At 68.0% G+C, this 26,209-nt stretch carries 24 protein-coding genes; 11 read left to right on the forward strand and 13 right to left on the reverse strand.

What is annotated here, in order from left to right; translation table 11 throughout:
• Positions 1 to 3: 3 nt before the first annotated feature.
• Both EJP67_RS17825 and EJP67_RS17830 read left to right on the forward strand, forming a co-directional pair.
• Positions 4 to 915 carry a MurR/RpiR family transcriptional regulator gene (locus EJP67_RS17825; protein WP_126023046.1) on the forward strand — a complete coding sequence of 304 codons (912 nt, stop codon included), beginning with the start codon at positions 4 to 6 and terminating at the stop codon, positions 913 to 915.
• A complete protein-coding gene (locus tag EJP67_RS17830; protein ID WP_126023047.1) occupies positions 912 to 2,393 on the forward strand; it encodes an N-acyl-D-amino-acid deacylase family protein in 1,482 nt (493 codons plus the stop codon). Before EJP67_RS17825 ends, EJP67_RS17830 begins: the two co-directional genes overlap by 4 nt.
• Before the next feature lie 6 nt (positions 2,394 to 2,399).
• Here EJP67_RS17830 and EJP67_RS17835 read toward each other — a convergent pair whose 3' ends face one another.
• Together EJP67_RS17835 and EJP67_RS17840 are read right to left on the reverse strand one after the other, a co-directional pair.
• Entirely contained in the window at positions 2,400 to 3,650 is a 1,251-nt protein-coding gene (locus EJP67_RS17835) for a lactonase family protein (RefSeq protein ID WP_126023048.1), read from the reverse strand.
• Positions 3,651 to 3,679: 29 nt separating this feature from the next.
• Entirely contained in the window at positions 3,680 to 5,212 is a 1,533-nt protein-coding gene (locus EJP67_RS17840; RefSeq protein WP_126023049.1) for an FAD-binding oxidoreductase, read from the reverse strand.
• A 314-nt stretch (positions 5,213 to 5,526) separates the two neighbouring features.
• Here EJP67_RS17840 and EJP67_RS17845 point away from each other — a divergent pair, with 314 nt between their 5' ends.
• A complete protein-coding gene (locus EJP67_RS17845; protein ID WP_126023050.1) occupies positions 5,527 to 5,721 on the forward strand; it encodes a hypothetical protein in 195 nt (64 codons plus the stop codon).
• Positions 5,722 to 5,759: 38 nt separating this feature from the next.
• Here the strand turns inward: EJP67_RS17845 and EJP67_RS17850 are convergent, their stop codons facing one another.
• Entirely contained in the window at positions 5,760 to 6,710 is a 951-nt protein-coding gene (locus EJP67_RS17850; protein ID WP_126023051.1) for a LysR family transcriptional regulator, read from the reverse strand.
• Positions 6,711 to 6,843: 133 nt separating this feature from the next.
• Between EJP67_RS17850 and EJP67_RS17855 the strand changes: the two genes are divergently transcribed.
• Both EJP67_RS17855 and EJP67_RS17860 read left to right on the forward strand, forming a co-directional pair.
• A complete protein-coding gene (locus EJP67_RS17855) occupies positions 6,844 to 7,740 on the forward strand; it encodes an amino acid ABC transporter substrate-binding protein (protein WP_126023052.1) in 897 nt (298 codons plus the stop codon).
• Between the two features lie 3 nt (positions 7,741 to 7,743).
• Positions 7,744 to 9,039 carry an aminotransferase class V-fold PLP-dependent enzyme gene (locus EJP67_RS17860; protein ID WP_126023053.1) on the forward strand — a complete coding sequence of 432 codons (1,296 nt, stop codon included), beginning with the start codon at positions 7,744 to 7,746 and terminating at the stop codon, positions 9,037 to 9,039.
• On the opposite strand, the gene EJP67_RS17865 is transcribed toward EJP67_RS17860, so the two are convergent.
• Genes EJP67_RS17865 through EJP67_RS17890 form a run of 6 tightly spaced genes read right to left on the reverse strand, consistent with a single transcriptional unit; the run spans position 9,027 to position 14,993 of the window.
• Positions 9,027 to 10,478 carry an aldehyde dehydrogenase gene (locus EJP67_RS17865; protein WP_126023054.1) on the reverse strand — a complete coding sequence of 484 codons (1,452 nt, stop codon included), beginning with the start codon at positions 10,476 to 10,478 and terminating at the stop codon, positions 9,027 to 9,029. The genes EJP67_RS17860 and EJP67_RS17865 overlap by 13 nt on opposite strands.
• A 41-nt stretch (positions 10,479 to 10,519) precedes the next feature.
• Positions 10,520 to 11,239, reverse strand: coding sequence for an ABC transporter ATP-binding protein (locus EJP67_RS17870; protein ID WP_126023055.1), 720 nt, complete (start codon positions 11,237 to 11,239; stop codon positions 10,520 to 10,522).
• Complete coding sequence (locus EJP67_RS17875) at positions 11,236 to 11,988, reverse strand: ABC transporter ATP-binding protein (protein ID WP_126023056.1); 753 nt, start codon at positions 11,986 to 11,988, stop codon at positions 11,236 to 11,238. Before EJP67_RS17875 ends, EJP67_RS17870 begins: the two co-directional genes overlap by 4 nt.
• Positions 11,985 to 12,923, reverse strand: coding sequence for a branched-chain amino acid ABC transporter permease (locus EJP67_RS17880; RefSeq protein WP_126023057.1), 939 nt, complete (start codon positions 12,921 to 12,923; stop codon positions 11,985 to 11,987). The genes EJP67_RS17875 and EJP67_RS17880 overlap by 4 nt, the downstream gene beginning before the upstream one ends.
• Positions 12,920 to 13,798 carry a branched-chain amino acid ABC transporter permease gene (locus tag EJP67_RS17885; RefSeq protein ID WP_126023058.1) on the reverse strand — a complete coding sequence of 293 codons (879 nt, stop codon included), beginning with the start codon at positions 13,796 to 13,798 and terminating at the stop codon, positions 12,920 to 12,922. The genes EJP67_RS17880 and EJP67_RS17885 overlap by 4 nt, the downstream gene beginning before the upstream one ends.
• 4 nt (positions 13,799 to 13,802) lie before the next feature.
• Complete coding sequence (locus EJP67_RS17890; protein WP_126023059.1) at positions 13,803 to 14,993, reverse strand: amino acid ABC transporter substrate-binding protein; 1,191 nt, start codon at positions 14,991 to 14,993, stop codon at positions 13,803 to 13,805.
• Between the two features lie 228 nt (positions 14,994 to 15,221).
• On the opposite strand from EJP67_RS17890, the gene EJP67_RS17895 reads away from it, so the two are divergent.
• The 3 genes from EJP67_RS17895 to EJP67_RS17905 all read left to right on the forward strand — a co-directional run bounded on the left by EJP67_RS17895 (position 15,222) and on the right by EJP67_RS17905 (position 17,592).
• Positions 15,222 to 16,178 carry an AraC-like ligand-binding domain-containing protein gene (locus EJP67_RS17895; RefSeq protein WP_126023060.1) on the forward strand — a complete coding sequence of 319 codons (957 nt, stop codon included), beginning with the start codon at positions 15,222 to 15,224 and terminating at the stop codon, positions 16,176 to 16,178.
• Between the two features lie 179 nt (positions 16,179 to 16,357).
• The gene (locus EJP67_RS17900; RefSeq protein ID WP_126023061.1) at positions 16,358 to 17,023 is read left to right on the forward strand and encodes a peptidoglycan recognition protein family protein; all 666 of its coding nucleotides are present in this window, start codon (positions 16,358 to 16,360) and stop codon (positions 17,021 to 17,023) included.
• Entirely contained in the window at positions 17,020 to 17,592 is a 573-nt protein-coding gene (locus EJP67_RS17905; RefSeq protein ID WP_126023062.1) for a hypothetical protein, read from the forward strand. Before EJP67_RS17900 ends, EJP67_RS17905 begins: the two co-directional genes overlap by 4 nt.
• Positions 17,593 to 17,632: 40 nt before the next feature.
• Here EJP67_RS17905 and EJP67_RS17910 read toward each other — a convergent pair whose 3' ends face one another.
• Positions 17,633 to 19,294 carry a SulP family inorganic anion transporter gene (locus tag EJP67_RS17910; protein ID WP_206169520.1) on the reverse strand — a complete coding sequence of 554 codons (1,662 nt, stop codon included), beginning with the start codon at positions 19,292 to 19,294 and terminating at the stop codon, positions 17,633 to 17,635.
• 122 nt (positions 19,295 to 19,416) lie between these two features.
• On the opposite strand from EJP67_RS17910, the gene EJP67_RS17915 reads away from it, so the two are divergent.
• Entirely contained in the window at positions 19,417 to 20,046 is a 630-nt protein-coding gene (locus EJP67_RS17915) for a DUF4337 domain-containing protein (RefSeq protein WP_126023063.1), read from the forward strand.
• Positions 20,047 to 20,180: 134 nt separating this feature from the next.
• Here EJP67_RS17915 and EJP67_RS17920 read toward each other — a convergent pair whose 3' ends face one another.
• Positions 20,181 to 20,495: a hypothetical protein gene (locus EJP67_RS17920; RefSeq protein ID WP_126023064.1), complete on the reverse strand. Its 315-nt coding sequence runs from the start codon at positions 20,493 to 20,495 to the stop codon at positions 20,181 to 20,183.
• Positions 20,496 to 20,781: 286 nt separating this feature from the next.
• Positions 20,782 to 22,845 carry an elongation factor G gene (gene fusA / locus EJP67_RS17925; RefSeq protein ID WP_126023065.1) on the reverse strand — a complete coding sequence of 688 codons (2,064 nt, stop codon included), beginning with the start codon at positions 22,843 to 22,845 and terminating at the stop codon, positions 20,782 to 20,784.
• A gap of 335 nt (positions 22,846 to 23,180) precedes the next feature.
• Between fusA and EJP67_RS17930 the strand changes: the two genes are divergently transcribed.
• Together EJP67_RS17930 and EJP67_RS17935 are read left to right on the forward strand one after the other, a co-directional pair.
• On the forward strand, positions 23,181 to 24,752 hold the full coding sequence (locus tag EJP67_RS17930) for a TerC family protein (RefSeq protein ID WP_165909651.1): 1,572 nt from the start codon (positions 23,181 to 23,183) through the stop codon (positions 24,750 to 24,752).
• Positions 24,753 to 24,767: 15 nt separating this feature from the next.
• Positions 24,768 to 25,376, forward strand: a complete 609-nt coding sequence (locus EJP67_RS17935; RefSeq protein ID WP_126023067.1) for a flavin reductase family protein — start codon at positions 24,768 to 24,770, stop codon at positions 25,374 to 25,376.
• 17 nt (positions 25,377 to 25,393) lie between these two features.
• Here EJP67_RS17935 and EJP67_RS17940 read toward each other — a convergent pair whose 3' ends face one another.
• Positions 25,394 to 26,200: a CPBP family intramembrane glutamic endopeptidase gene (locus EJP67_RS17940; protein WP_126023068.1), complete on the reverse strand. Its 807-nt coding sequence runs from the start codon at positions 26,198 to 26,200 to the stop codon at positions 25,394 to 25,396.
• Positions 26,201 to 26,209 lie beyond the last annotated feature (9 nt).

The raw sequence follows: 26,209 nt of genomic DNA on the forward strand, positions 1-26,209 counted from the left end.
CCGATGACCCCATCACTGCTCCAGAAGATCGCGGACATCCGCAGCGACGCCCCGGCGACGCGGCGCGCGATTCTCGACCTGATCCTCGAAGACCCCGACCGCGTGCTCGAAGAAAGCTTCGAGCAGCTGGCCGAGCGCTCGCGCAGCTCGGTGCCCACCATCATGCGCACCTGCCGCGACCTCGGCTTCGCCGGCCTGCGCGAATTCAAGCTCGCGCTCGCGCAGGAACTCGCGCTGGGCGGCTCGCCGCTGCACCGCCGCGTGAACATCGAGGACGCGGCCGACGAAGTGGTCGGCAAGATTGCGCGCAGCGCGGCGGCTTCGGTTTCGGGCGTGCGCGGCCAGCTCGACATGCAGGTGCTCGACGGCGCCGTGGCCGCCATCGCGGCCGCACCGCACGTCGACCTGTACGGCGCGGGCGCTACCTCGTGGTTCATGGCCAATGACCTGCAGGCTCGGCTCTTCCGCCTGGGCCTGTCGGCCAACGCATGGGCCGACTACCACTTGCAGCAGGTGGCCGGCGCGGCACAGCGGCCGGGCGGCGTGGTCATCGCCATCTCGCACGTGGGCGGCATGCCCTCGCTGCTCGACGCGGTGGACATCGCGCGCGGGCAGGGCGCCAAGGTGGTCGCGCTCACGCGGCCGGGCACGGCGCTCGCGGCCAGGGCCGACTTCCTGCTGGGCCTGTCGGTGCCCGACGACGCGGTGATGCACGTGGGCATCGACGCCTACCTCACGCACCTCACGGTCATCGAGATCCTCACCGTGCTGGTGGCCCAGCGCCGCGGCGAGCCCGCGGTGCAGCGCCTGCAGCGCGCGCGCGAAGCCTTCCAGCGCCACGGCATTGACGCCACCACGCATCCGCTGCAGAGCTGGGACGGCGGCGGCGTCAACGACGGAGGGAGCGCATCGTGAGCGGAGACGACAACAAGGCCGTGCTGCTCGAAGCGGGCCTGGTGGTCGACGGCTCGGGCGGACCTTCGTGGCCGGGCGACGTGCTGCTGCAGGGCGACCGCATCGTCGCGCTCGGCGAAGGCCTGCGCGACCGGCTGCCGCAGGGGCTGGCGCTGGCCGATGTCGAAGTCGTCGACTGCCGCGCGAAGGTGATCGCCCCCGGCTTCATCGACGCGCACACGCACGACGACGCCATCGTGCTGCGCGACCCGCTGTGCCTGCCGAAGCTGTCGCAGGGCATCACCACGGTGGTGACGGGCAACTGCGGCATCTCGCTCGCGCCGTACCGCACGCCGCAGTCGCTGCCGCCGCTCACGCTGCTGGGCGCCGATTCGTTCAGGCACGCGACCATGGCCGAGTACCGCGCGGCCGTCGATGCGACGCAGCCCGCGCTCAACGTGGCTGCGCTGGTGGGCCACACCACGCTGCGCTTCGCGGCCATGCAGGCGCTCGACCGCCCGGCCAGCGCCGAAGAGCTGGTGCGCATGGAGGCGCTGCTCGACGGCTGCATGGCCGATGGGGCGCACGGCATGTCCTCGGGCCTGTTCTATGAAGAGGCCTTCGCGGCGCCCGCCGAAGAAGTGACGGCACTGGCGCGCGTGGTGAGCCGCCATGGCGGCGTCTACGCCACGCACCTGCGCAGCGAGATGCAGCAGATCATCGAGGCGCTGCACGAGGCCGGCGACTGCGCCTTCGAGGCCGGCGTGCCGCTGGTGATCTCGCACCACAAGTGCGCCGGCCCCGCCAACTGGGGCCGCACCAAGGAAACGTTGCCGCTGATCGAATCGCTCGCGCAGCGCCAGAAGATCGCGATGGACGTGTACCCCTACGTGGCCGGCTCCACCGTGCTGCGCGAGGACCTGGTGGACGGCGTGATCGACGTGCTGCTGACCTGGTCCGACCCGCATCCGGAGATGACGGGGCGGCTCATTTCGGACATCGCGCGCGAGTGGGGCGTGAGCGAGCAGGACGCCTGCCTGCGGCTGAAGCCCGGCGGCGCCTGCTACTTCCAGATGCAGGAGGAAGACGTGGAGCGCGTCATCTCGCATCCGCTCACCATGATCGGCAGCGACGGCCTGCCGCACGACCGCCACCCGCATCCGCGCCTGTGGGGCGCCTTCCCGCGCGTGTTCGCGCGCTACTGGCGCCAGCGCCGGCTGTTCACGCTGGAGCAGGCGGTGCACAAGATGACCGGCATGACCGCGCGCAACCTGCGCATCGCCGACCGCGGCCTGCTGCGCGCCGGCACCATGGCCGACGTGGTGGTGTTCGACCCCGAGACCATCGCCGACACCGCCACCTACGACAAGCCGCATGGCGTGAGCCTGGGCGTGGAGGGTGTGTTCGTGAACGGCGTGCTGGCCTATCGCGGCGGGGAGGCCGAGGCGCGCGTGCTCGCGCGCGCGGGGCGGATGCTCACGCGCGGCAGCGCGAGCTAGCTCCGATCAGGCGAAGACCAGGCAGACCGGCGTCGGCACCTGCGCCACCTGCACTGGCTGGTCGAGCCGGCCGGTTGCGGGGTCGATGCGCAGGCGCAGTATGGTGTCGCCCTTCTGGCTCAGCGCATACAGGTGCCTGCCATCGGCGGCGGCGGCCAGGGCGCGCGGGAAGCGCAGGCCCTCGCTCCAATGCTGCAGCGGCGCCAGGTTGCCGCTGGCCGCCTCGACGCGGAACGCGGCGATGCTGTCGGCCAGCGGATGCTCCGACTTCAGCCTGCGGTTGCTCGCATAGAGGAACTGCCCCGAGGGATGCATCACCAGCGCAGCCGCGCTCTTCTGGCCGGTGTAGCCGTCTGGCAGGGTCGAGACGCGCTGCCGCTGCGCCCCGACAGCGCCGCTCGCCGCGTCGTAGCCGTAGCAGCTCACGGATGCATCGAGCTCACCCACCACGTAGAGATGGCGCTGCGACGGATGCAGCGCCAGGTGGCGCGGCCCGCTGCCGGCCTGCGCGGCCGTCCGGCCGATGGGCGCCAGCTTGCCCTCCGCCAGCGTGAAGACGTTGATGCGGTCGCTGCCGAGGTCGGTCGCGAGCACGCGCCCACCCGAGGCATCGAACTGCACCATGTGAGGGTGCGGCGATTCCTGCCGCTCGGTGTCGGGGCCGGAGCCGGTTTCCTTCTCGATGCCCGAGACCTTGCCGAGCGCGCCGTCGCTGCCGATGGGCAGGACGTTGTAGGCACCGCCGCCATACAGCGCTATCACCAGCGCCCGGCCGTCGGGCGACACGGCCAGGTGCGCCGGGATCACGCCCGAGAGCGACAGCGGCTGGCGGTTGACCAGCGTGAGCCGGCCGCTGCGCTCGTCGATGGCATAGGCCTCGGCAGTGCCGGTGGGCAGGCCCTGGTACGTGTCGATCTCGTTGATCGCGTAGAGGAAGCGCCGGTTCGGGTGCACGGCCAGGAAGGACGGGTTCGCGCTTTCCACCGTCTGCAGCGGCGTCCAGCCTCCGTCCTGCATGGCGAGCACGTAGATGCCTTTCGAGGCCGGCCCGCCGGCCGTGCCGCCGGGAGCGTCGAAGGTGTAGGTGCCGACGTAGGCGAAGCGGGGCGCCGGCCCGGCGGGCGCTTCCGCGGGCACGGCCGCGGCCGGGGCCTGTTGTGCATTGGCGGGCAGCACGGGCGCGAGCGCGCCGAGCGTGGAGGCGCCGCCGATCCATTGCATGACGGTGCGGCGGTTCTGGCCGGTCTGGGCTGTCATCGGGTTGTTCCTCTCTTGATCGGACCTTGTCACGGGCGCACCGACATCGCGTGGTGGAAGATGTTGTTCGGGTCGTAGCGGCGCTTCACCTTGCGCAGGAAGTCGTAGAGCCCCTGGTCGCCGTAGTAGAGCTGCGGCCAGAAGGGGTAGGCCAGCATGTCGTTGTCGGGGTAGTTGATGTAGCAGCCCTCGTAGCGTTCGCCGGGGTAGGGCGTGCCGGCGCGGCGTTCGGGCACGTCGGGCGTGCCGTACACGTCGCGGTAGAAGTCGCCGATCCAGCGCAGGTGGCCGGCGTCGTCCTTCGCGTCGCGCCAGTAGGTCTGGTACTGCAGCTTCATGATCGATGCGCGCTGCGGCACTGCGGTGTCGGCGATGCGCTCTGGCTTGTTGACGGCGCCGCCGTACGAATCGACCTGCAGCAGCGACTGGCTCAGGTCGACGCCGGCGATGGTGCGCGTGAGGTGCGTGTAGATGCGCTGCGCCTCGCGCGCGCTGAAGTTCTGCTTCATGTAGGCCGACTTGTACTTGCCGCGCTGGTTTTCGCCGGAGCCGTTGAGATATTGCGTGGCGGTGAGCCAGTCGTAGCGCGTCACGGTGTGCGGCCTGGAGCACAGCAGCTGGCCCGTGTCGCGCTGCGGTGCCGGGCCCACGCCGGGCGGGCGGCCCTTGGCGGGCACGGGCGCGCAGGCGCGGAAGCGGTCGAGGAAGTCGTTGAGCACCGTCAGGTCGTTGCAGGTGCCGTCGGGGTTGCAGAACTGGGTGAGCATCACGATCTGGCCGGCCGAGCGGTGCGTAAGCTTCAGCAGCGAGAACATGCCCCAGGTGTCGGGGGACTTGCCGCGCGTGGCCCAGTAGTCGCCATAGGTGGTGAGCAGGGCGGTGAAGCGCTCGGGCGTCATGCTGGCCCAGTCGAAGGCCACCACCGCCAGCGCGACCTCGCGCGGCGCCGTGGGCAGCCTGTCGAACACGTAGCTGGTGATTGCGCCGAAGTTGCCGCCGCCCGCGCCGCGGCAGGCGCGGAACAGGTCGGGGTCGCGGTTGGCGTCGACGGTGCGCGGCACCACCTTGCCGCGGTTGTCCACCGTGAGGATGTCCACCGCAGAGAGCCAGTCGACCGTGAGCCCCTGCAGCCGCGACAGCAGACCGTAGCCGCCGCCGCAGATGTGGCCGCCCGCGCCCACCGAGTAGCAGGAGCCGCCGGGCAAGGTGACGTTGCCGCGCTTGTAGAGGTCGAGGTAGCCGGTCCAGTTCTGCGTGCCGGGGCCTACGCGGAAGCGGCCGTCGCCGCGGGCTGCGGCGCCGGCCTGGTCGAGCAGGCTCAGGTCGAGGATTGCGCCGTCGGGATTGTTGGAGACGAAATCCTCATAGCAATGCCCGCCGCTGCGCACGGTGGGGCGCAGGCCCGCGTCGACGATGCGCTGCAGCGCGGAGGCCGCGTCGGCGGCGTTTTCCGCCAGCTCGATGCGGGAGGCGGCGTCCGATTCCGTCGAGGGCCATCGCAGGTTGAAACCCTTCTTCAGGGTGTTGTAGCGGGCGTCCTGGCGTGTCACGGTGATGGTCATGGGCACCTTCCAACGGATGTCTTGCGACGGAGCTTTTGGTTTGTAGAAACGGCAAGGTTTGAAATGTTTTTTCTTATATGCCTTGCTTTTTGCTTGGATCTGGCTTTTTCCTGGCTCGATGGCGCGAATTCTTGGCTGTATTGAAAAATACTTTCACCGTAGGAACCCTTAGATGCCGACCGCCCCTCCCGGCACACTTCGTCGCAGTATTTCGACAGCTATAACCCTAAGACCGCTAAAGTTCTAACGTTCACGGTCAAAATCAGTCAAACTTGCGCATCTACATCGGCCGTCGAATTCCTACTGGAGCAAAGATGGACAAGGACGCTGAAGGCCTTGGCGCCGACTTCGAGCTGTGGCAACAGCTCACCGACGATTACGAAGCCGCGCTGGGCGCACTCGCCCGGGGCGAGCCGGGTGCGCGGGAGCGCGTGGTCCGGCTGTCGCTCGCGCTGCAGCACATGCATCCCGATCTTTCCGACCTTTCCCCGGTCGGCGACAGCCGCTGACGCGGCTTCATCAGAATGGGCGTCCTCGGCGGTGCCGCTCAGGCCGGAGCCGGCCTTCCGTACTCCTTGTTCTCTTCCTCCCCTTGCGCCTGGAACATGCGCGTGAAGTCGCAGCACTCCTGCGCCAGCATCACGATCGACGAGGTGAGGGCGCTGCGGTGCTCGCCCTTGTGCATCGCCACGTAGCGCACCACCGGCAGGGCGGGCGCCACCTCGACCACTGAAAGCATGCCGGCCGTCACCAGCGGCTGAAGGCATTCGCGCGGCAGGTAGCTCACGCCCAGGCCCGACACCGTCAGCCCGGTCAGCGCCACCAGGTTGCTCACCACGATCACGTCGGCGGGCTGCACGCCCTGCTCCTTCATCCATGCGTCGTAGGCGCGGCCGGTGCCGGAGTTGTTGCCCTGCACCAGCATGCGGTGGCGCGCCAGTTCGTGCAGCCGCATGGCGGCGCCATTGGAAGGTGAAGGCACCACGCCCGGCTTGCACATCCACGCGCTCCTCACCTGGCCGATGACCTTGTGCGGCATGCGCGAGTCGGCGAAGGTGTCGGGCACGATGACCAGGTCGAGTTCGTCGGCCAGCAGCTTGTCGCGCAGCTGCAGGCTGTCGTCCACGTCGGGCTCGAGGATCACCTTCGGGTAGTGCTGCCGGATCAGGCCGACCAGCCTCGGCAGCCAGGTCATCGCCGTGAGCTCGGTCACGCCGAGGCGGATGCGCCGCTCCACCACGCCCGGCTTGCCGAACTGCTCGATGGCCGCGTCGCGCTGCTCCAGCAGCTTGCGCGCGAGCACGAACATCTCCTCTCCCTTCTCGGTGAGGCGGGCGGTGCGCTGGCTGCGGTCGAACAGCTCGGTCTCGAACAACTGCTCCAGCTCGTGCACCCGCTTGGAGATGGCCGACTGCGAGGTGTGCAGCTGGTTGGCGGCCTGCGCGAAGCCGCCGAGGCGGGCGATCCAGTACAGGGCTTCGAGTTGCTTGAAGGTCATCGCGGTGGAGCGGGCTCCGAAGGAGCACTTTTTCTCATGTGATTCGATCACAAAAAATCGCTTTTGGAAATTGATGGCGAGGCTGAAGATTCGCCCCGATCACCGTCATCGACTCTTCTTCAAGGAACCCGCCATGGACTTCAGGAAACTGCCCCTCGCATTCGGACTGGCTCTCGCCTTCGCCTGTGCCGCCGCCAGCGCCCAGGACGGCGGCACGCTGCAGAAGATCAAGGACAGCGGCACGATCCAGATCGGCGCGCGCGACAGCCAGATCCCGTTCTCGTACAAGCTCGGCTCCGACGGCGACCCCATCGGCTTCACCAACGACATCTGCCTGAAGATCGTCGACGCGGTGAAGGCCAGGCTGGGCCTCGCGAAGATCGAGGTGCGCTACACCATGCTCAACTCGACCAACCGCATTCCGCTGCTGCAGAACGGCACCGTCGACCTCGACTGCGCGACCACCACCAACACCACGCAGCGCCAGCAGCAGGTGGACTTCGCGCCCAGCCACTTCGTGGCCAACATCACCGCCGCGGTGCGCAAGAACTCCGGCATCGACACCCTTGCCGACCTCAACGGCAAGAACGTGGCCACCGTCTCGGGCAGCACCTCGATCCAGCTGCTGCGCGTCGCACGCAAGAGCGGCGCCATCGAAGTCAACGAGATCCCCGGCAAGGACACCTCCGACGGCTTCCTCCGGCTTTCCAACGGCCGCGCCGACGCCTATGTGCTCGACGACGTGCAGCTCGCCGGCATGATCGCCAGCGCGCCCAATCCGGGCGAATACAAGATCCTGAAGGAATCGCTGCGCCAGGAGCCCTACGGGATCATGCTGCGCAAGGACGACCCGCAGTTCAAGGCGCTGGTGGACGAGACCGTCACGGGCCTGATGAGGTCGGGCGCCATCGAGCAGCTCTACACCAAGTGGTTCCTCTCGCCGATCCCGCCGAGGAACGCGAACCTCAACTTCCCGATGACGGACGCGGTGCGCGAGATCTACAAGAACCCGAACAACAAGGGCGTCTGAGCGATGGGTTCCGAGCTGTCTTCCAAACACCCCGACGGACTGGCCTTTCCTGACGCGCTCATGCGCGAGGTGAAGGCGCGCTTCCTGCAGGTCGACCACGACCACCATGGCCGCGAGCGCCTGTACTTCGACAACGCCGGCGGCTCCTTCCGCCTGAAGGCCGCGGCCGAGCGTTTCGCGCAGGTCGATGCCATTCCCGACAACACCGAGCGCATCCACGCCACTGCCGTCGAGCTGCAGCAGATCCAGGCCAGGGGCTGCGACGACCTGCGCACCATCCTCAACGCCACCGGCGGCAGCGTGTACGCCTCGCTCACCGCTTCGGGCGCCATGTTCGACATGGTGCGCGCGGTGGCCGAGAACGTGCCGGGCACGAACATGGTCACCACCGTGCTGGAGCACCCCTCGGCATTCGACGCGATGAGCCTCTACGCCCAGCGGCTGGGCCGCGAGCTGCGCGTGGCGAAGAGCAACCCCGTCACCGGCGGCGTCGACGTGGACGAGATCGTGCGGCTGGTCGACAAGGACACCTGCCTGCTCAACGTGATCCACGCGTCGAACATCTCGGGCGCCAAGCTCGACATGGAAGCCATCGTGCGCCGCGCGCGCGAGATCAAGCCCGACCTGTACATCCTGGTCGACGCCGTGCAGCACGCGCCGCACGGCCTCATCGACCTGCAGAAGACGCCGGTGGACGGCATCAACCTCGCGCCCTACAAGTTCTTCGGCTGCCGGGGCTCGGGGCTGTCGTGGGTGTCCGAGCGCGCGGCCGTGCTGCCGCACCACAAGCTGGCCGGCAAGAAGCCCGGCTACTGGGACCTGGGCAGCGCCTCGCCGTGGCAGTTCGCGGTGCTCACCGAGATCGTCGACTACGTGTGCTGGCTGGGCGGGCACTTCACCCAGGCCACGGATCGCCGCGCGTTGTTCGTCGCGGGCATCACGCACATCGAGCTGCACGAGCGCGCGCTGCTGTCGGCGCTGCTCGACGGCAACGCGAACGCCACAGGCATGCGCAAGATGGAAGGCGTCAACGTCTTCCTCGACTACGAGGACCTGAGCAAGCGCGACCTGATCCTGGGCATCGGCTTCGACCGCATCGACTGCACGCAGGCGGTGGTCGAGTACGCCAGGCGCGGCGTGACGGTCTACGAGCGCGTGGCGAGCAGCATCTACTCGAAGCGCATGCTCGAATCCTTCGGGCTCGCGGGCACGGTGCGGGTGTCGCCGCTGCACTGCCACTCGATGGCCGACATCGAGAAGTTCCTGCGCATCACCCGCGAGATCGCTCAGAACGGGTAGTGCCGCGGGGTGGTCTGCACGGTCACCCAGCGCAGCTCCGTGAAGGCCTCCACGCCCGCACGCCCGCCGAAGCGACCGTAGCCCGAAGCCTTCACGCCGCCGAAGGGCATCTGCGCCTCGTCGTGCACCGTGGGGCCGTTCACGTGGCAGATGCCCGATTCGATGCGTTTCGCCACATTCCACGCGCGCGCCACGTCGCGGCCGAACACCGCTGAAGAGAGGCCGAACTCGTTGTCGTTGGCAATGGCCACGGCTTCTTCCTCGCCGTTCACGCGCACCACCGCCTTCACCGGCGCGAAGGATTCCTCGCGGTAGATCTCCATCGCGGGCGTCACATGGTCGAGCACGGTGGCGGGCATCAGCGTGTTCTCGGCCTTGCCGCCGCACACCAGCTTGGCACCCTTGGCCAGAGCGTCGTCGATGAGCGCGTTGCAGCGCTTCACCGTGCTCATGTCGACCACCGAGCCGAGCACCACCGGGCCTTCGCGCGGATCGCCCAGCGGCAGCGCCTGCGCGCGGGCGGCGAACCTGGCGACGAACTCGTCGGCCACCGCGTTGTCGACCACGATGCGCTCGGTCGACATGCAGATCTGCCCCGAGTTGGCGAAGGAGCCGAAGATGGCGGCGTTCACCGCCGCGTCGAGGTCCGCATCGTCCAGCACCACGAAGGGCGCCTTGCCGCCGAGTTCGAGCACGGCGGGCTTCAGGTACTTCGCGCAGGTCTGCGCGATGAGCCGGCCCACGCGCGTGGAACCGGTGAAGTTGACGCGCCGCACGGCCGGGTGCGCCACCATCGCCTCGACCACCGCTCCGGCGTCTGCGGGCGCGTTGGTCACGAAGTTGACGACGCCCCTGGGCAGCCCGCCTTCGTCCAGCGCCTCGATGATGAGCGCGTGCGTCTGCGGGCACAGCTCCGAGCCCTTCAGCACCACGGTGTTGCCGCAAGCCAGCGGCGTCGCGATGGCGCGCGTGGCGAGGATCACCGGCGCGTTCCACGGCGCGATGCCGACCACCACGCCCGCCGCCTGCCGCACGCCCATGGCGAGGCTGCCGGGCACGTCGGAAGGAATCACCTCACCCGCGATCTGCGTGGTGAGCGATGCGGCCTCGGTGAGGATGCCTGCCGCCAGGTGCACGTTGAAGCCTGCCCACAGCGCCGATGCGCCGGTCTCGCGTGCCATCGCCTGCACGAAGGCATCGGCGCGCGCTTCGAGCGCATGCGCGGCCTTCAGCAGCGCGGCGCGGCGCTCGCCGGGGCCGGTGGCCGACCATGCGGCGAAGGCGCGGTGCGCGGCCTCGACGGCGGCGACTGCGTCGGCCGGCGTGGCGGCCGGCGCGCGCGTGGCGATGCCGCCGTCCAGCGGGTTGCGGCGCTCGAAGGTCGCGCCGCCGGTGGCCGCGCGGCGCTCACCGTCGATGAGCATGGAAATGTCGGTCATGGGGAGTCCTTTGCGAGGAGAAAAGAAGAAAGAGGGAGGTATCAGGCGACGCCCAGGTAGGCCTGGCGCACCGCGTCGGAATTCAGCAGCGCCTGCGCCTCGCCCGAAGCCACGACGCGCCCGCGTTCGAGCACATAGCCCCGGTCGGCGGCCTGCAGCGCCTTGCGCACGTTCTGCTCGACCATCAGCACCGTCACGCCCTGCGAGGCGATGCGGCGCACGATGGACAGCAGCTCGTCGACCATGCGCGGCGCGAGGCCCAGCGAGGGCTCGTCGAGCATCAGGAGGCGCGGCCCGCTCATCATGGCGCGGGCCACGGCCACCATCTGCTGCTCGCCGCCGCTCATGGTGCCGGCGAGCTGCGTGGCGCGCTCCTTCAGGCGCGGAAAGTCGTCGAACGCGCGCGCGAGGCGCTCGGCGCGCAGCCGCGCTGGAATGAGCCAGCCGCCAAGCTCCAGGTTCTCGGTGACCGTCATCTGCGCAAAGAGCTGGCGCCCCTCGGCCACCAGCGCGAGGCCGCGCTTCACGCAAGCGGCAGCGTCGGCCGCAGGCAGCGCGACGCCGTCGAGCAGCACCTCGCCGGTTCGCGGCAGCAGGCCGGCCAGCGCCTTCAGCAGCGTGGTCTTGCCCGCGCCGTTGGGGCCCAGCACCACGGTCACGCCGGGCTGCACTTCCAGGCTCATGCCCTGGATGACCTGGAAGCCGTGATAGCCGGCCGACAGGCCGCGCGCGCTCATGTGGCTCATGTTCGTGCCGCTCATGCCGTCGCCTCCATCTCGTCGCCGAGGTAGGCCTCGACCACCTCCGCGTTGCGCACCACCTCGGCGGGCGTGCCGTCGGCGATCTTGCGGCCCTGGTGCAGCACCAGCACGCGCTCCACGTACTTCAGCAGCGTGGCCACCGCATGCTCGATCCACACGACCGTGAGCGCGTGCTCGTCGCGCAGCCGGCGGATGCGCCGCGCCATCGCGTCGACCTCCGCCTCGGTGAGCCCCGCCGCCACCTCGTCGAGCAGCAACACGCGCGGCCGGGTGCCGAGCGCCATGCCGATCTCCAGCAGCCGCTGCTGCGAGGGCGTGATGCCGGCGGCGGTGTTGTTCGCGAGCGCACCCAGGCCCAGCATGTCGAGGATCTCGCCCGTGCTGCCCAGCCCCGCGATGGGCTCGCGGTGCCTGCCCGCGAACTGCATGCCGAAGCGAACGTTGTCTGCCAGCGTCATGTCGGCCATCACGCGCGGCGTCTGGAAGGTGCGCGCGATGCCGTGGGCCGCGTACAGGTGCGGGCCGCGCCGCGTCAGCTCGATGCCGTCCTCCACCAGCAGCCGGCCGGAGGTCGGCATGACCACGCCCGAGATGGCGTTGAAGAAGGTCGTCTTGCCCGCGCCGTTCGGCCCGATGATTCCGACGATCTCGCCCGAGCGCAGCGTGGCGCTCACCGAATCGACGGCGGTGAGGCCACCGAAGCGCACCGTGAGCTCGCGGGCTTCCAGCAGGATCCGCGGATTGCTCATGGCCGCGCCTCCCTCGACGCCGGCGCCTTGCGCCGCCACAGCGACGCGAGCCCGTCGGGCAGGTACATCACGCAAAGGATCAGCAGCAGCCCCAGCACCATCATGTAGCCGTAGGGCAGCTGCAGCCGCAGCGTTTCCGACAGCAGGCTGAACACGACGGCCGCGGCCACCGGCCCGCCGATGCTGGCCGCGCCGCCGATCATCGCGATCAGCACGGTCTGGAAGCCGATGAAGGGGCTGAACACCGCCGGCGGGTCGATGTAGGTCCAGCGCACCGCCATGGCCGCGCCGACCGCGCCCGCGAAGGCGGCGGTGAGGGCGAAGCCCGCCACCTTCGCGCGGCGCGTGTCCACGCCCAGCGTCTGCGCGCGCTGCTCGTCGGCGCCGATGCCCGCGAGCGCCAGGCCGAAGCGGCTGCGCCTGACGAGAAGCGCCGTGGCGATGGCGGCACCCGCTATGGCCAGCACCGTGAGGTACACCGTCTCGTTCGACGGCACCACCGTCAGCACGCGGCCCACCGTGCCCGAGACCTGCTTCTCGACGAAGGTCACGGCATGGCGGATCAGCTCCGTCATGCCGAAGGTCAGCACCGCGAAGTAGGTGCCGCGCAGGTGCAGCACCGCCGCGCCCATCAGCACCGCCACGGCGCTCGCGATGGCGGCGCCGCTCAATATCACCAGCGGCCACGGCAGCACCTCGAGCAGCGTCGCGCTGGCGTAGGCGCCCAGGCCGAAGAAGGCGGAAGTAGCGAGCGAGAGATAGCGCGTGGCGCCGCAGAAGAGCGACCAGCTCGTGGCCAGCGCGATGTACATCAGGCAGCCGAGCGCGACCGAGGCCACGAACTCCGTCGCCACCCACGGCACGGCGGCCGCCAGCACCAGGCCGGCGCCGAGCACCCACCACGGCTTGTTCGTTGCGGACAGAAGGGAAGTCATTTTCTGGAGAACAGTCCGTTGGGCCGCCAGATCAGCACGCCGATGAACACGGCGTACGACAGCAGCATCTTGAGAGAGGGGCTGGTGAAGTGCATGCCCAGCGCCTCCACCACGCCCAGCAGCAGGCCGCCGACCAGGCTGCCCGCGACGCTGCCGAAGCCGCCGAGGGTGATGACGATCAGCGCCGTCACCGTGTAGGGCTCGCCCATCGAGGGAGAGATTTCATAGGTCATCGACAGCAGCGAGCCGGCCACGCCCGACAGGCCCAGGCCGATGCCGAACATCAGCGGATGCAGCCGCCTGGTGTTGATGCCGACCAGCTGCGCGCCGGTGGGCGACTGCATCAGCGCGCGCACCGCCTTGCCCAGCAGTGTGAGCTTGAGCAGCGCGATGAGCACCAGGCTCAGCGCCAGCGCCACGCCGAAGAGCACCAGCTTGTTGGCGGTGAAGCGCATCTCGCCCAGTTGCACCGGGTCGGCCAGGTAGTCGTAGCCGCGCAGGTCGCCGCCCCACATGAGCAGGGCGGTGTTCTGCACCAGGAACATCAGGCCGAAGCCCACCATCAGGCTGCGCGCCTCGAACACGTCCACGTTCGGCGCGCGCGCCGCCACCTGCCGGAAGCACAGCCGGTGCACCGCCATGCCCAGCGCCATCAGCAGCAGGAAGGCCACCGGCATGAACAGCAGCGGCGACACGCCCAGCGCGGTGTGCGCCCACCATGTCGCGAAGGCGCCCAGCATCAGGAACTCGCCGTGCGAGATGTTCATGATGCGCATCAGCCCGTACTGCAGGTTCAGCCCGATGGCCACCAGCGCGTAGATGCCGCCCGTGATCAGTCCGCCGGCCAGAAGCTCGGCCCATCCGGAGAAAGACACGTGCCTACTTCCAGGCCGGCTTCGGCATCAGCTGCGCGGTGGCGCGGTCTTTCGGCCAGACGACTTCGAAGTCGCTGCCCTGCCATTGCGACACCGTGCCCGGAATCGACGCGTTCTCGCTGCCCTCGAAGCGGATCGGGCCGAGGATGGTCTTGAACTCGTTCTTCGCGATGTGCTCGCGTAGCGCCTTGCGGTCCAGGCCCGTCTTCTCCACCGCCTGCTGCAGTATCTGCAGCCCGGCCCATGCATGGCCGCTGGCCCAGCGGTCGGGCTCCTTGCCGAACTTCTTCGTGTGGGCGTCGAAGTAGGCCTTGGCCTCGGGGCTGGTCTTGCCGTTCCACGAGCCCATGCCGATCACGCCCTCGGTGTTGGCGGCCATCACGTTCCTGTAGAGCTGGAAGGCGGTGCCGACAGAAGCGTAGAAGTACTTCGGGTTGAAGCCCACCTCGCGCGCCTGCCGGCTCGCGAGGATGGTGTCCGGGGGGTAGGTGATGCCGATGAAGGCGTCGGGGTTCAGGTCCTTGATGGTGCGCAGCACCGGGGCCAGGTCTTTCACGCCCAGCGGATAGCTCTTGCGCTCCACCACCTGGATGCTCGTCTTCTTCAGCGCGTTGTTCAGCGCCGCGAAGTTCTCCAGCCCGAACAGGTCGTCCATGTAAACGATGGCGATGGTCTTCACGTTGTTCGCCACCAGCATGTCGACCAGCGCGCCCATCATCTTGTCGGGCTGCTGGAGCAGCGAGAAGAAGAAGGGCAGGCGCATGTCGATCAGCTTGCGCGAGAGCGCGGTGGGCGCCAGCAGCGGATAACCGAAGCGGTTGGCCAGCGGCGCGACCGCGAAGTTGGCGCCGGAGCCCCAGGGCGGCAGCACCAGGTCGACCTTGTCGCTGCCCATGAGCTTCTCGAAGGTGCGAACGCAGGTCTCGGTCTCGCTGCGGTCGTCGTAGCCGATCAGCTCGATGGGGCGCCTCGTGCCTTTCACCGGGAGCCCGCCCGCCGCGTTGAGCTGCTCGGCCCACAGCAGGTAGTTCGGTTCCTGGCTCACCTGCGCGCCTGCCGCCCAGGGGCCTGTGCGTGCGATGGCGTAGCCGATCTTCACGGGCCCGCTCTGGGCGAACAGTTGCGGCGCGACGGCGGCCGCTCCGAGGGCGGTGGCGGTGCCCTTGATCCAGGTGCGGCGATCGGGTCGAAGCATTGAAGTCTCCTCCGGGCGTCGGTATGCGCCCGCTGCCCGGAATCGTAGAAATCGCAGCCTTCGCGCGCTGTGCCAGCCGCGCACAAAGCACTTGACGCAGCGTGCACGCGCCTAGTGGTTAACCCGCAATCCCTTGGGCCGCGAAGGCGCTTCACAATGCGCGGCAACCCGGCTTCGTGCTGAAATCTTTCGTTCTCGCCGCTCCTGCAGACCATCCGCCTCGCCCGCATGACCGCCTCGTTGCTTTTGTCCACCGACCAGATCCCGCCGAAGGAGCGCGGTCCGTTGTGGTGCGAATGGGTGTGGCGCCACTTCGGCGGCTTGGGCTCCGACCTCTACGACGACAGCGAATTCGACGGCCACCTCGCGGCCTCGCATGCGGGCGACGTGATCCTCACGCGGCTGGAGGCCAATCGCCACCGCGTGCTGCGCACCACGCAGATGGCGCGGCTGAGCGAAGCGCCCTACCTGAAGATCGTCGCGCCCTGGCAGGGCTCGGCCGAGGTCACGCAGCGCGGCCGCGCCGCGGCGGTGCGCTCGGGCGGATGGACGCTCTACGACACCACCGCCGACTACACCGTGGCCAACCCCGAGCGCAGCGACCACCTGATCGTGATGCTGCCCAAGAACCAGATCGCATCGCCCGCGCTGCCGCTCAACGACCTGGTGGCGCGGCGCATCGGCGGCGGCAGCGGCATCTCGCGCGTGGCGCTGGAGACCATGCGCAACACCTACCTGGAGCTGCCCTTCATGAGCGAGGCCGCCGCGCGCGGCGCGGGCGAACTGCTGATCCAGCTCGTGCGCCTTTCGCTGATGGAGCTGGCGGGCCAGGAAACGCCGCAGACGCAGCGCGAGGCCCTGAAAGACCGCATCCGCCGCCACGTTGCGCAGAACCTGCACGACCCGGCGCTGTCGATCGACAGCATGGCCCTGGCCCTGCGCTGCAGCAAGCGCCTGCTGCACAGCGCCTTCGCCGACGACGACGAAACCCTCAACGGCTACATCCAGCACCAGCGGCTGGCGGCGAGCATCCGCGAGCTGCTGGACCCGGCCAACGCCGCGAGGTCGATCACCGACATCGCGCTGGCCTCCGGCTTCGGCAATCTCTCGCACTTCAGCCGCGTGTTCCGCGAGCACACGGGTGGCAGCCCGAGCGAGTTCAGGCGGCAGGCGAAGCTGCGCTGACCGGCGCGAATACCGCGTCTGCTTTGATGCAGAAAAGCGGCAGCTCGGGCCGCTGCAAATCAAATATTCGGACCGATATCATCCCGGGCGGGCGCATCGGAGCAAGCCTGCAGGTTGATGAACCTGCATGTTTCGGGGCACCCGCATCAACAACGAGAAATTAATTTCCGGGAGGCCGTATGGCAATTCAAATTGACACGGATGGAATGATCATTCACGCGAAAGTCCGCAATGCGCGCAGTCCTGCGATCGAACGCGGTAGACGTACAAGCACGATCACAGGCATCGTTGTGCACCAGACCGATGCGGAAACTTCAGCGTCTTCGCTGAACAGCTACAGACGCCCAAAGGCCAATGGCGCGCACTTTCTTGTCGACACTGATGGAACTATTTATCAGACCGCCGCGATCTACCAGCGCACGAACCATGTCGGGCCACTGAAGGCGAGGTGTCTGATCACCGGGAAGTGCTCTCCGCGAGACTACCCTGCAGGAGTAAACGCGGTGGACCCGATGCATCGCATCGAGATGCGCAGGGCACCTGGCGACCGGTATCCAGGCAACATGGAAGCCATCGGCATCGAGATGGTGGGCAGGGCCAGGCTGCCAGCTGGGTTCCAGGCACCACGAAACAACAAGCTCTCCATGGATGAATTGAGAGGAAGGTACGGTGTATACGACACACCGACCACTGCCCAGAATCAGGCACTTTCTTGGCTTGTCAAGGCGCTCGAGGACTCCATGCAGATCGCACCGGGCGAGATATTCCGACATCCAGAGGCCAGCAGAAAAAATACGACAGAGGCACAAGGTGCGAATTGGAATCTGGTGGTTCCAACGCCATGAGAAAAGTCATCGTTCTTGCGGTAGCGCTGGCTACCGTCGCTATGGCCCTGCCGGTTCACGCGGCAGACAAGCGCTATCCGGCAGCCTTCGTAAAGTCGATCAAGATCGACAACCCGTCGGGGAAAACAGCGTGGGAGAACAAGGATTTTCTGGATTGCCAGGATGTTGTCTTGACCGTCGAAGATGTGTTCTACGCGCTACGTCATATGCGGAGGGTTTCAAAGAAGTCGTATCTCGTGCCGCAGGCGCAGGAAACCGGATGCGAGGGCAGCGCGCTCGTTACCTTCAAGAACGGAAAAATCCTCGCTATCGGCATCGAGCCCACGGGGAGAATCAGTACCGCTGAGTTGGACGAGGCGCTTGGGCCCACGACTGACCCCGGAAGCTACTACGACTGCGAACCCTGCAACGATCGCAAGATGGCACTGCTCAAAGATGCTCTGAATCGGGCAGATGAACGGCGCCTCAAGCGACTGGAGGCACAAGGTCAGATTCCACCAGGTCAGGCGGAACTACGGCTCAAGGCTCTGCGGGAAAGCCGCGAGCCCAAACCAGTCCCAAGGAACTGAAATCCACCTGGTCAGGCACGCTGCCTCCGGCGGCAAGTGATCAAGAAGGCCGTGGCGTCCGGTTTTCTGGCGGCACCGCATCGTCCACGCTCCACGGCGCATACACCTCGGCGTGCAGATCGGGCGAATTCACCTTGGCCAGCAGGTCGCGCACGTCATCCTTCACGCGCGCCAGCGACAGGCGCACGCCGCGCACGCGCACGTAGGCCGCAAAGTCGCACAGCGCCTCGATGCTGGTCGCGTCGAGGTCGGGCGACTCCTCCAGGCTCAGCACCATGCGCTGCAGGCCCTGCTTGGCGTCGATGCGCGCGCGTATCGACGCGAACACCGCGTCCGCATTGCCGAAGAAGAGCGGCACCTCGGGCCGCGCGATCAGCACACCCGGGGGCACCACCGCCTCGGGGTGGCGCGCGGTATCGACGAAGTCGTGGCTCTGGCCCAGCCGCCCGAGCCAGCTCACGGTGGTGCGCGTGAAGCCGCGCAGCAGCAGCAGGATGCTCACGCCGATGGCCGCCAGCAGACCGTTGAGCACGCCCAGCACCAGCACCGCCGCGACCGCCACCAGCGCCACCAGCCGGTCGCGCCGCCACTGGAAGTAGGGCCGCAGCGCCGTAGGGCTCAGCGTGTGGCTCACTGCGTGGATCACGATGGCCGCCAGCAAAGGCTCGGGCGTGTGCGCGATCCACGGCAGCAGCGTGAGCACCGCCACCAGCACCACCAGCCCCGCCACGATGCCGGCCGCCCGGCTCCTGGCACCCGCGGATTCGTTGGCCGACGTGGCCGAGTAGCCCGCGCCCACCGGCATGCCCTGGAACAGCGCCGACAGCAGGTTCGCGCCGCCCAGCGCCAGCAGGTCGCGGTTGGCCGACACGTTGTCGCCATGGCGCATCGCGAAGGTACGGATCGAGCCGTAGGACTCCGCATAGAGGATCAATGCCATCGCGAAAGCCAGCCCGCCGAGGTTCTGCCACTGCGCCCGGTCGAGCTGCGGTACCGTCGGATGAGAGAAGTCGAGCGAAATCGGCCCCACCGCCGCCACGCCCCATGCGTGGCAGAGGCCGTACACGTCGAGCACGATGCCGGCCACGATCACCAGCAGCGCCGCCGGCACCGCGCGCCAGCGTGCAAGGCCGCGCAGCAGCACCAGTGCCATGAGCGCCATTGCCGCGCCCGCGATGTTCCAGTGCCGCCAGTCGGCCACCAGCCCTGCGAAGAGCCGGAAGAAATCGCTGTGCGCCGGATGCACGTCGAGCACCTTGGGCAACTGCTTGACCACGATGGTGAGCGCCAGCCCCAGCGCGAAGCCGCGCAGCACGGGCTTGGCGATCAGGCTCGACACCGCGCCGAGCCGGGCAATGCCCGCGATGACGAAGAACACCCCGGCGAGAAGAACGATGCCCATGCCCATCGCCAGCCGCGTGGCGGTGTCCACTCCCGTCACCGACGTGGTGGCGGCGAACAGCACCGCGGCAGACGAAGAGGTGGCGGAAACGATTGCGAAGCGGCTGCTGCCGAAGAGGCCGTAGACCAGCAGCCCCGCGAAGAGTGCGATCACTCCGGCCTGCGGCGGCAGCCCCGCGATGCCCGAATAGGCCACAGCCTCGGGAAGAAGGAGGCCGGCGATGGAAATGCCGGCCACGATGTCGGCGAAGCCGGGGTGGCGGGCGTTGGCTGTCGGTGTCGGCGAGGGTTCGGCGGCCATGGGCAGGCAAGTGTGCTGTTGTCGCCCCATGCTGGCAATGGCTCGCGGACCGGAAGCTGACTCATCGAACGGGCATACTCGCGCGCGCCCGAAAAACCATATCTCTCTACAACAAGGATCCCATGTCAGGACACGGCTTTCACGTGCACGGCCCGCACGATCACGAACTCGAACACGCCGCATCGGGCGGCCACGGTCATGGCGACGGCCATCACGCAGCCCCGGCAGCCGAGCACTCCGGCGGCATGAGCATGACGAGCAAGATCGCCATGTGCACGGCCGTCATCGCCACCTTCGGCGCCATCTTCGCGTACATGGGCGGTGCCACGCAGGCCAACGCGGGCATCTACAAGAACAACGCCGCCATCAAGAAGACCGAAGCCTCCAATCAGTGGAATTACTTCCAGTCGAAGAGCACCAAGCAGGCCCTCGCCGAATTCGCCCGCGACACCGCGGCCGACGAAGCGCGCAAGCAGGGCTGGCAGGCCAAGGTGGCGCGCTACGAGCAGGAGAAGACCGACATCCAGACCGAGGCGAAGAAGCTGGAAGCGGAAGCGAGCAAGTGGGATTCGAAGTCGGATGAGCAGATGCATCAGCATCATCGGTGGGCTCAGGCGACTACTGTGTTGCAGGTTTCGATTGCGTTGGCGGCTATTGCGTTGTTGACAAGGCGGAAGTGGCTGGAGAGGGCGATGTTTGGGGTGGCTGTGGCGGGGCTTGCTGTGGGTGGGTTGGCGGCGTTTCACCTATAGACGCAGCCGCGCTCGGGCTGACTGAGTACCGGGCGCGTGAGTTAAAGGTGACGGGGCGTCAGGCGGTGGAAGAGGATGTCACCTCGGCCTGCAAGCGGGCCGGCTCTGCTTACGAGGCAGCGGACGCCGCGCTCTCATTGTGCAACGCGCTCACTCGAGTGGATGCGCAGCGACTGCATCGTCGCATCGGCCGCTTCGAGGCGCCTCTGCAACTCCTCATTGACCACCCGCATCAGCGCACCAAGCTCGGTGCGGGTCGGATAGATTTCTTCCGTATCGTTCATGCCCTGCGGCACGATGAGCTTTTCAAGGCACGCATACGCGCGCTGAACGGCCAGCAGGCCATCGAGGTCATCGCAAGCCTGCAGCGCAAGCGATTCAACGCTGATTGCCTCAGAAGACCCGGGAAATGAAGAGACGTGCGCAGACGCGCGAGCAGATGCAGCCATGAATGGCCTCCAAGGAGTTGGGTTCGGTTTGCTACAACCGCCGCACCCAACGCCAATCGAGGGCGGCAGCTCGAGCAGGTTGGCGTACCGGGAACCCGCTTGCGCGAACCGGCGAGCCTCGCGGCTCCCTGCCCGAGCCGCCAAAAACTGGAGGCACGAACGAAGAAAGCCGCAGAGTCTCTGCGGAGAAATCTGCGGCTTGCGTCGCAGCGGGTTGTTCGGGACGCCAATCCCGATCACGCCTTTGTGTGACGTGACGGGCGCAGTATAGCCACGCAGCGCGGTCTCACTGATCTTCTTCCCGCCCCCGATACTGCCCCATCAACACCTGCTGCACATTCGGCGGCACCGCCTCGTAGTGCGACAGCGCGATCGTGTACCGCCCCTGCCCACTCGTCATCGCATTGAGCCGCGACTGATAGCTCGCCAGTTCCGCCATGGGCACCTGTCCCCGCACAGCCGCAGCACCAGCCCCAAGAGTCGAAGTGCCGGTGACCAGCCCACGCCGTGACGAAAGATCGCTCGTCACATCGCCCACGGCATGCTCAGGCGCCACGATCTCGATCTGCACGATCGGCTCCAGCACCACCGGCCTGGCCTCGCGGATCGCTGCCATGAAGGCCTTGCGGCCGGCAGTCGCAAACGCGATGTCCTTGCTGTCCACGCTGTGGTGCTTGCCGTCGTGCACCACCACGCGCACATCAACCACGGGGTAGCCCGCGATGGCGCCGCACGCCAGCACTTCGCGCACGCCTTTCTCGACGGCGGGAATGAACTGGCCCGGAATCGCGCCGCCCCTGACTTCGTCGGCGAACTCAAATCCATCGCCGCGCGCGAGCGGTTCGATGCGCAGAAAGACTTCGCCGAACTGGCCTGCGCCGCCGGTCTGCTTCTTGTGGCGGTGGTGGCCTTCGGCCTTCGCGGTCACGGTCTCGCGATAGGCAATGCGCGGCGGGCGCGTCTGCACTTCGAAGCGATACACCTCGCGCAGGCGGTCGAGCACCATGCGCAGGTGCAGTTCGCCCAATCCATAGAGAACGGTCTCGTTGGTCGCGACGACGTGCTCGATGCGCAAACAAGGGTCTTCGGCCGCAAGCTTGCCGAGGATCTCCCACGCGCGCTGTTCGTCGCCGTGGCGCTTGGGCTCGACGGCCAGTCCGTGCACGGGCACCGGAAACTCCAGCGGCGCGAGATGCACATGGCTGTCTTCTGCCGCGTCGTGCAGCACGGCGTCGAACTGGATCTCTTCCACCTTCGCCACCGCCACGATGTCGCCCGGCACTGCGCGCGACACTTCCACGTGGTCCTTGCCCTGGAGCATGAACAGGTGCCCCACCTTGAAGGGCTTGCGGCCGTCGCCGATGTAGAGCTGGCTGTCGCTCGCGACTGTGCCCTGGTGCACGCGCATGATGCCGAGCTTGCCGACGTAAGGGTCGCTCGTGACCTTGAACACGTGCGCCAGCACATGCAGCGACGCATCGGGTTTGGCCTGCATCGGCTTGGCATCGGCGCCTTCGCCAAGCAGAAAGTCCGGCGGGTTGGCTTCGCTCGGGTCGGGCAGCAGCTTGACGATGATGTCGAGCAGCTCGGCCGCGCCCACGCCGCTGCGTGCCGAGATGAAGCACACGGGAATCAGGTGCCCTTCGCGCAGCGCCTGCTCGAGCGGCGCATGCAGCTCGCTGGCGTCCACGTCGCCATCGTTCAGGTAGCGCTCGACGAAGGCCGCATCGACTTCGACGACCTGCTCGACCAGAGCGCGGTGCGCCGCGTCCACGGCGCCGATGTCGGACTCGCCTTCGCGGTTGTAGAAGCAGTCGATCACGCGCGTGCCGCCGGCTGCCGGCAGGTTCAGCGGCAGGCATTCGCGGCCGAAGGCGGCTTGGATCTGCGCCAGCAGGCCGGCGAGGTCGGCGCCGGGGTCGTCGATCCTGTTGACGACGATCAGGCGCGCGAGGTGGCGCGATGCCGCGTAGTCCATCATGCGCAGCGTCATCGGCTCGATGCCGGCGCTTGCATTGACGACGATGGCGGCGGTTTCCACCGCTTCCAGCGCGGGCAGGCTCTGGCCCAGGAAGTCGGCGCCGCCGGGGGTATCGATGAGGTGGATGCGCGTGCCGTCGTGCGCCAGGTGCATCAGGGTTGCATTGAGCGAATGCTGCATCCGCTTCTCGAGCGGGTCGTGGTCGCTGACGGTGGTGCCGCGCTCCACGCTGCCGCGCGCCCCGATGGCGCCCGCCTCGTGCAGCAGGGCCTCCGCGATGGAGGTCTTGCCGGACGCGGAGGCGCCGACGAGCGCCAGGGTTCGCACCGCTTCCATTTCGGCCGCGAGGCCGTTCGATCGGCTTGGCATGCGTGGCTCCTTCACGCCCGCAAGACAGGCCCGGCGGCCCGCTTGGGCTCGGGTGCTGCGCGCGGACGCCGGGTCAGCCTACGGTATTGACCGTACCGATGCAAGCGGAAATGGCCGGGTCGCGAAGGGGGCCTTCGTTAAACTGCGCGGGTGAACTCCTCCTGCGAGCCTCCCAGTAGGCCGCTGGCCTGCGCCAGCAACAACCTGCAACGCGGTGCTGCGACCGATCCTTCCGCAGCCGCCTTGCGTATTCAGTTTCCCCAGTCACCCGTTGCCGGAATGGCCCGCGCCGCTCCGGGACGCGGCCGTTTGCGCGCCTCTTTTCTCCAATCATGATCGAACTGCTCTCCGACCCGGCCGTCTGGCTCGGTCTCCTGACGCTGGTCGTTCTGGAGATCGTGCTGGGCATCGACAACCTCGTCTTCATCGCGATCCTCGCGGAGAAGCTGCCGCCGCGCCAGCGCGACAAGGCAAGGCTCATCGGCCTGAGCCTCGCGCTCTTCATGCGGCTGGCGCTGCTGTCCATCGTCTCGTGGCTGGTGACGCTGACCACGCCGCTCTTCCACGTGTGGGGGCACGGCTTCTCGGGCCGCGACCTGATCCTGCTGGGCGGCGGCCTGTTCCTGCTGTTCAAGGCCACGTCGGAGCTGCACGAGCGGCTCGAAGGCGTGGCGGCGCACACCGCCACCGGCCCGGTGGCCTACGCAAGCTTCTCGCTGGTGGTGTCGCAGATCGTCGTGCTCGATGCGGTGTTCTCGCTCGACGCGGTGATCACCGCGGTGGGCATGGTCGACCACCTCCCGGTGATGATGGCGGCTGTCGTCATCTCCATCGGCATCATGCTGTGGGCCTCGAAGCCGCTCACCCGTTTCGTCAACGCGCATCCCACGGTGGTGATGCTGTGCCTGAGCTTCCTGCTGATGATCGGCCTGAGCCTCGTGGCCGAGGGCATGGGCTTCCACATTCCCAAGGGCTACCTCTACGGCGCCATCGGCTTCTCCGTGATGATCGAGGCGCTGAACCAGTGGGCGCGGCGCAACGCGCTGAAGCACGAGGCGCGCAGACCGCTGCGCGAGCGAACGGCCGAGTCGGTGCTGCGGTTGCTGGGCGGCAGGGCGCGCGGCGAGCCGGTACCAGCCGGCGCGGGCCCCTCCGACGCAACGCCCGAGGCACAGGAAGAGCCCGCCTTCGCCGTCGAGGAGCGCAACATGGTGAGCGGCGTGCTCTCGCTGGCCGACCGCACCGTGCGATCGGTGATGACGCCGCGCACCGACATCTCGTGGGTCGATCTCAACGACGACCCGGTCGCGGTGCGCGAGCAGTTGCTGGACACGCCGCACGGCATCTTCCCCGTGTGCCGGGGCTCGCTCGACGAAGTGGTGGGCGTGGCGCGCGCCAAGGACCTGCTGGGCCAGCTGATGCGCCACGGCAGGATCGACGAGGGCGCCGGCCTGCGCGCGCCCATCTATGTGCCCGAGTCGACCACGGCGATCCGCCTCATCGACACATTGCGCGGCGCGCGCGGGCAGCTCGCGCTGGTGGCCGACGAGCACGGCACGCTCACCGGCGTGGTGACGCCCATCGACGTGCTGGAGGCCATCGCCGGAGAGTTTCCCGACGAGGACGAGACGCTGGAGATCCTGCAGACCGCACCCGATGCATGGACCGTCTCCGGCAGCGCCGACCTGCACCTGCTGGAGCAGGCACTGCAGACCCACGGCCTCGTGGGCGACGACGACAGCTACACCTCGGTCGCTGGCCTGCTGCTGGCGCGCTTCGGCGGACTGCCCCCGCGCGATGCCCGCTGGACGCACGACGGGTACGATTTCGTGGTGACCGAGGTCGATGCGCAGCGCATCCGCACGGTCATCGTCCGCCGGGTGCCGGTGGACGATCCCGGAACCTGACCTGCACCGACCACCATGACCGCCAACCACCGCCAGCCCGTCGCGCTGAACAAGGCCTATCGCCTGCTGAACCACGGCCCCACCGTGCTCGTGAGCGCCGCGCATGGCGGCAAGCGCAACATCATGGCGGCAGCCTGGGCCATGCCGCTGGACTTCGATCCGCCCAAGGTGGCGGTCGTGCTCGACAAGAGCACCTGGACGCGCGAGCTGCTCGAAGGCGCCGGCGCTTTCGCGCTGCAGGTGCCGGTGCGCGCCCAGCTCGACCTGACCGAGACGCTGGGCAACAGCTCCGGCCGCGAGATCGTCGAGAAGTCGGGTCATGACAAGTTCGCCGCCTACGGCCTCTCGACCTTCGCGGGCACGGCCACCGACGCGCCGCTGCTCGAAGGCTGCGCCGCCTGGCTCGAATGCAGGCTGCTGCCCGAACCGGCCATCCAGCAGCGCTACGACCTGTTCCTCGGCGAGGTGATCGCCGCGCAGGCCGACGAGCGCGTGTTTTCCAACGGGCGCTGGCATTTCGAGGGGCACGACGAATTGCGCACGCTGCACCATGTGGCGGGCGGGCACTTCATCATCGACGGCGAAGCGGTAGATGCGCGGCCGCTGCAGCGGCTGCCCCGCTAGGGAAAGAGCAAAGAAGCTCAGGCCGAGGAGCCGTCGCGCGCCGCGCGCGGCATCAGCATCGCGCGCAGCACGAGCACGCCGCACACGGCCGCCGCCAGCGCCATCAGCACGGCCCACAGCAGCCGCGAGGGCGAGGCCGCATCGAGCCAGTCGCCCAGCAGTAGCGTGGTGGTGTTGTAGGCGGCATGCAGCGCGATGCACGGAATGAGCGAGCGCGTGCGTTCATAGAGCCAGCCGAGCACGGTGCCGATGACGAGGCCGACGATGAACTGGTAGATGTTCATGTGCGCCGCGCCGAAGAGGAGCGCCGAGATGAAGATCGCCTGCCATCGCGGATAGCGGGTGAGGAAGCCGCGCAGCACGATGCCGCGGAAAAGCATTTCCTCCAGCAGTGGTGCCACCACGCACACCGCGAGCACGGCCGCCACACTGCCGTCGGCCATGCGGCTGAACATCGCTTCTTCCCACGCGGAAGGCGGTGCGATGCGCATCATGATGTTGAGCGCCGAGGTGAGCGTCAGCAGCAGCGCGGGCACCAGCAGCAGCACCGGCGGCACCACGAGCATCAGCATTGCCCCGGCGGAGGCGCGCGACTGGTGGAACAGGCTGCGGTAGCCGAGGCCCTGCGAGTGCATCACCGCCGCGAACACGCAGCCATTGCCCAGCACGGCCGCGAGCACGCCGATCTGCATGCTGGTCAGGCGCAGCCACCCGTTGGCGTCGCGCAGCGCGGCGCCGATGACGAGTTCGCAAAGGAACAGCGCCACGAACAGGAGGACGGCTTGCGCCACCGAGGGAAAGGCGGCGCTTTTCGGGGAGGGCATGGGCGGAAG

This window comes from Variovorax guangxiensis, from assembly GCF_003952165.1.
In the GTDB taxonomy this organism is placed as follows: Bacteria; Pseudomonadota; Gammaproteobacteria; order Burkholderiales; family Burkholderiaceae_C; genus Variovorax; species Variovorax guangxiensis.

Coding starts and splice junctions, on each gene's coding strand:
- EJP67_RS17825 (WP_126023046.1), top strand. CDS start 4: ATGACCCCATCACTGCTCCAGAAGATCGCGGACATCCGCAGCGACGCC.
- EJP67_RS17835 (WP_126023048.1), bottom strand. CDS start 3,650: ATGACAGCCCAGACCGGCCAGAACCGCCGCACCGTCATGCAATGGATC.
- EJP67_RS17840 (WP_126023049.1), bottom strand. CDS start 5,212: ATGACCATCACCGTGACACGCCAGGACGCCCGCTACAACACCCTGAAG.
- EJP67_RS17845 (WP_126023050.1), top strand. CDS start 5,527: ATGGACAAGGACGCTGAAGGCCTTGGCGCCGACTTCGAGCTGTGGCAA.
- EJP67_RS17850 (WP_126023051.1), bottom strand. CDS start 6,710: ATGACCTTCAAGCAACTCGAAGCCCTGTACTGGATCGCCCGCCTCGGC.
- EJP67_RS17855 (WP_126023052.1), top strand. CDS start 6,844: ATGGACTTCAGGAAACTGCCCCTCGCATTCGGACTGGCTCTCGCCTTC.
- EJP67_RS17860 (WP_126023053.1), top strand. CDS start 7,744: ATGGGTTCCGAGCTGTCTTCCAAACACCCCGACGGACTGGCCTTTCCT.
- EJP67_RS17865 (WP_126023054.1), bottom strand. CDS start 10,478: ATGACCGACATTTCCATGCTCATCGACGGTGAGCGCCGCGCGGCCACC.
- EJP67_RS17870 (WP_126023055.1), bottom strand. CDS start 11,239: ATGAGCGGCACGAACATGAGCCACATGAGCGCGCGCGGCCTGTCGGCC.
- EJP67_RS17875 (WP_126023056.1), bottom strand. CDS start 11,988: ATGAGCAATCCGCGGATCCTGCTGGAAGCCCGCGAGCTCACGGTGCGC.
- EJP67_RS17880 (WP_126023057.1), bottom strand. CDS start 12,923: ATGACTTCCCTTCTGTCCGCAACGAACAAGCCGTGGTGGGTGCTCGGC.
- EJP67_RS17890 (WP_126023059.1), bottom strand. CDS start 14,993: ATGCTTCGACCCGATCGCCGCACCTGGATCAAGGGCACCGCCACCGCC.
- EJP67_RS17895 (WP_126023060.1), top strand. CDS start 15,222: ATGACCGCCTCGTTGCTTTTGTCCACCGACCAGATCCCGCCGAAGGAG.
- EJP67_RS17900 (WP_126023061.1), top strand. CDS start 16,358: ATGGCAATTCAAATTGACACGGATGGAATGATCATTCACGCGAAAGTC.
- EJP67_RS17905 (WP_126023062.1), top strand. CDS start 17,020: ATGAGAAAAGTCATCGTTCTTGCGGTAGCGCTGGCTACCGTCGCTATG.
- EJP67_RS17910 (WP_206169520.1), bottom strand. CDS start 19,294: ATGGCCGCCGAACCCTCGCCGACACCGACAGCCAACGCCCGCCACCCC.
- EJP67_RS17915 (WP_126023063.1), top strand. CDS start 19,417: ATGTCAGGACACGGCTTTCACGTGCACGGCCCGCACGATCACGAACTC.
- EJP67_RS17920 (WP_126023064.1), bottom strand. CDS start 20,495: ATGGCTGCATCTGCTCGCGCGTCTGCGCACGTCTCTTCATTTCCCGGG.
- fusA (WP_126023065.1), bottom strand. CDS start 22,845: ATGCCAAGCCGATCGAACGGCCTCGCGGCCGAAATGGAAGCGGTGCGA.
- EJP67_RS17935 (WP_126023067.1), top strand. CDS start 24,768: ATGACCGCCAACCACCGCCAGCCCGTCGCGCTGAACAAGGCCTATCGC.
- EJP67_RS17940 (WP_126023068.1), bottom strand. CDS start 26,200: ATGCCCTCCCCGAAAAGCGCCGCCTTTCCCTCGGTGGCGCAAGCCGTC.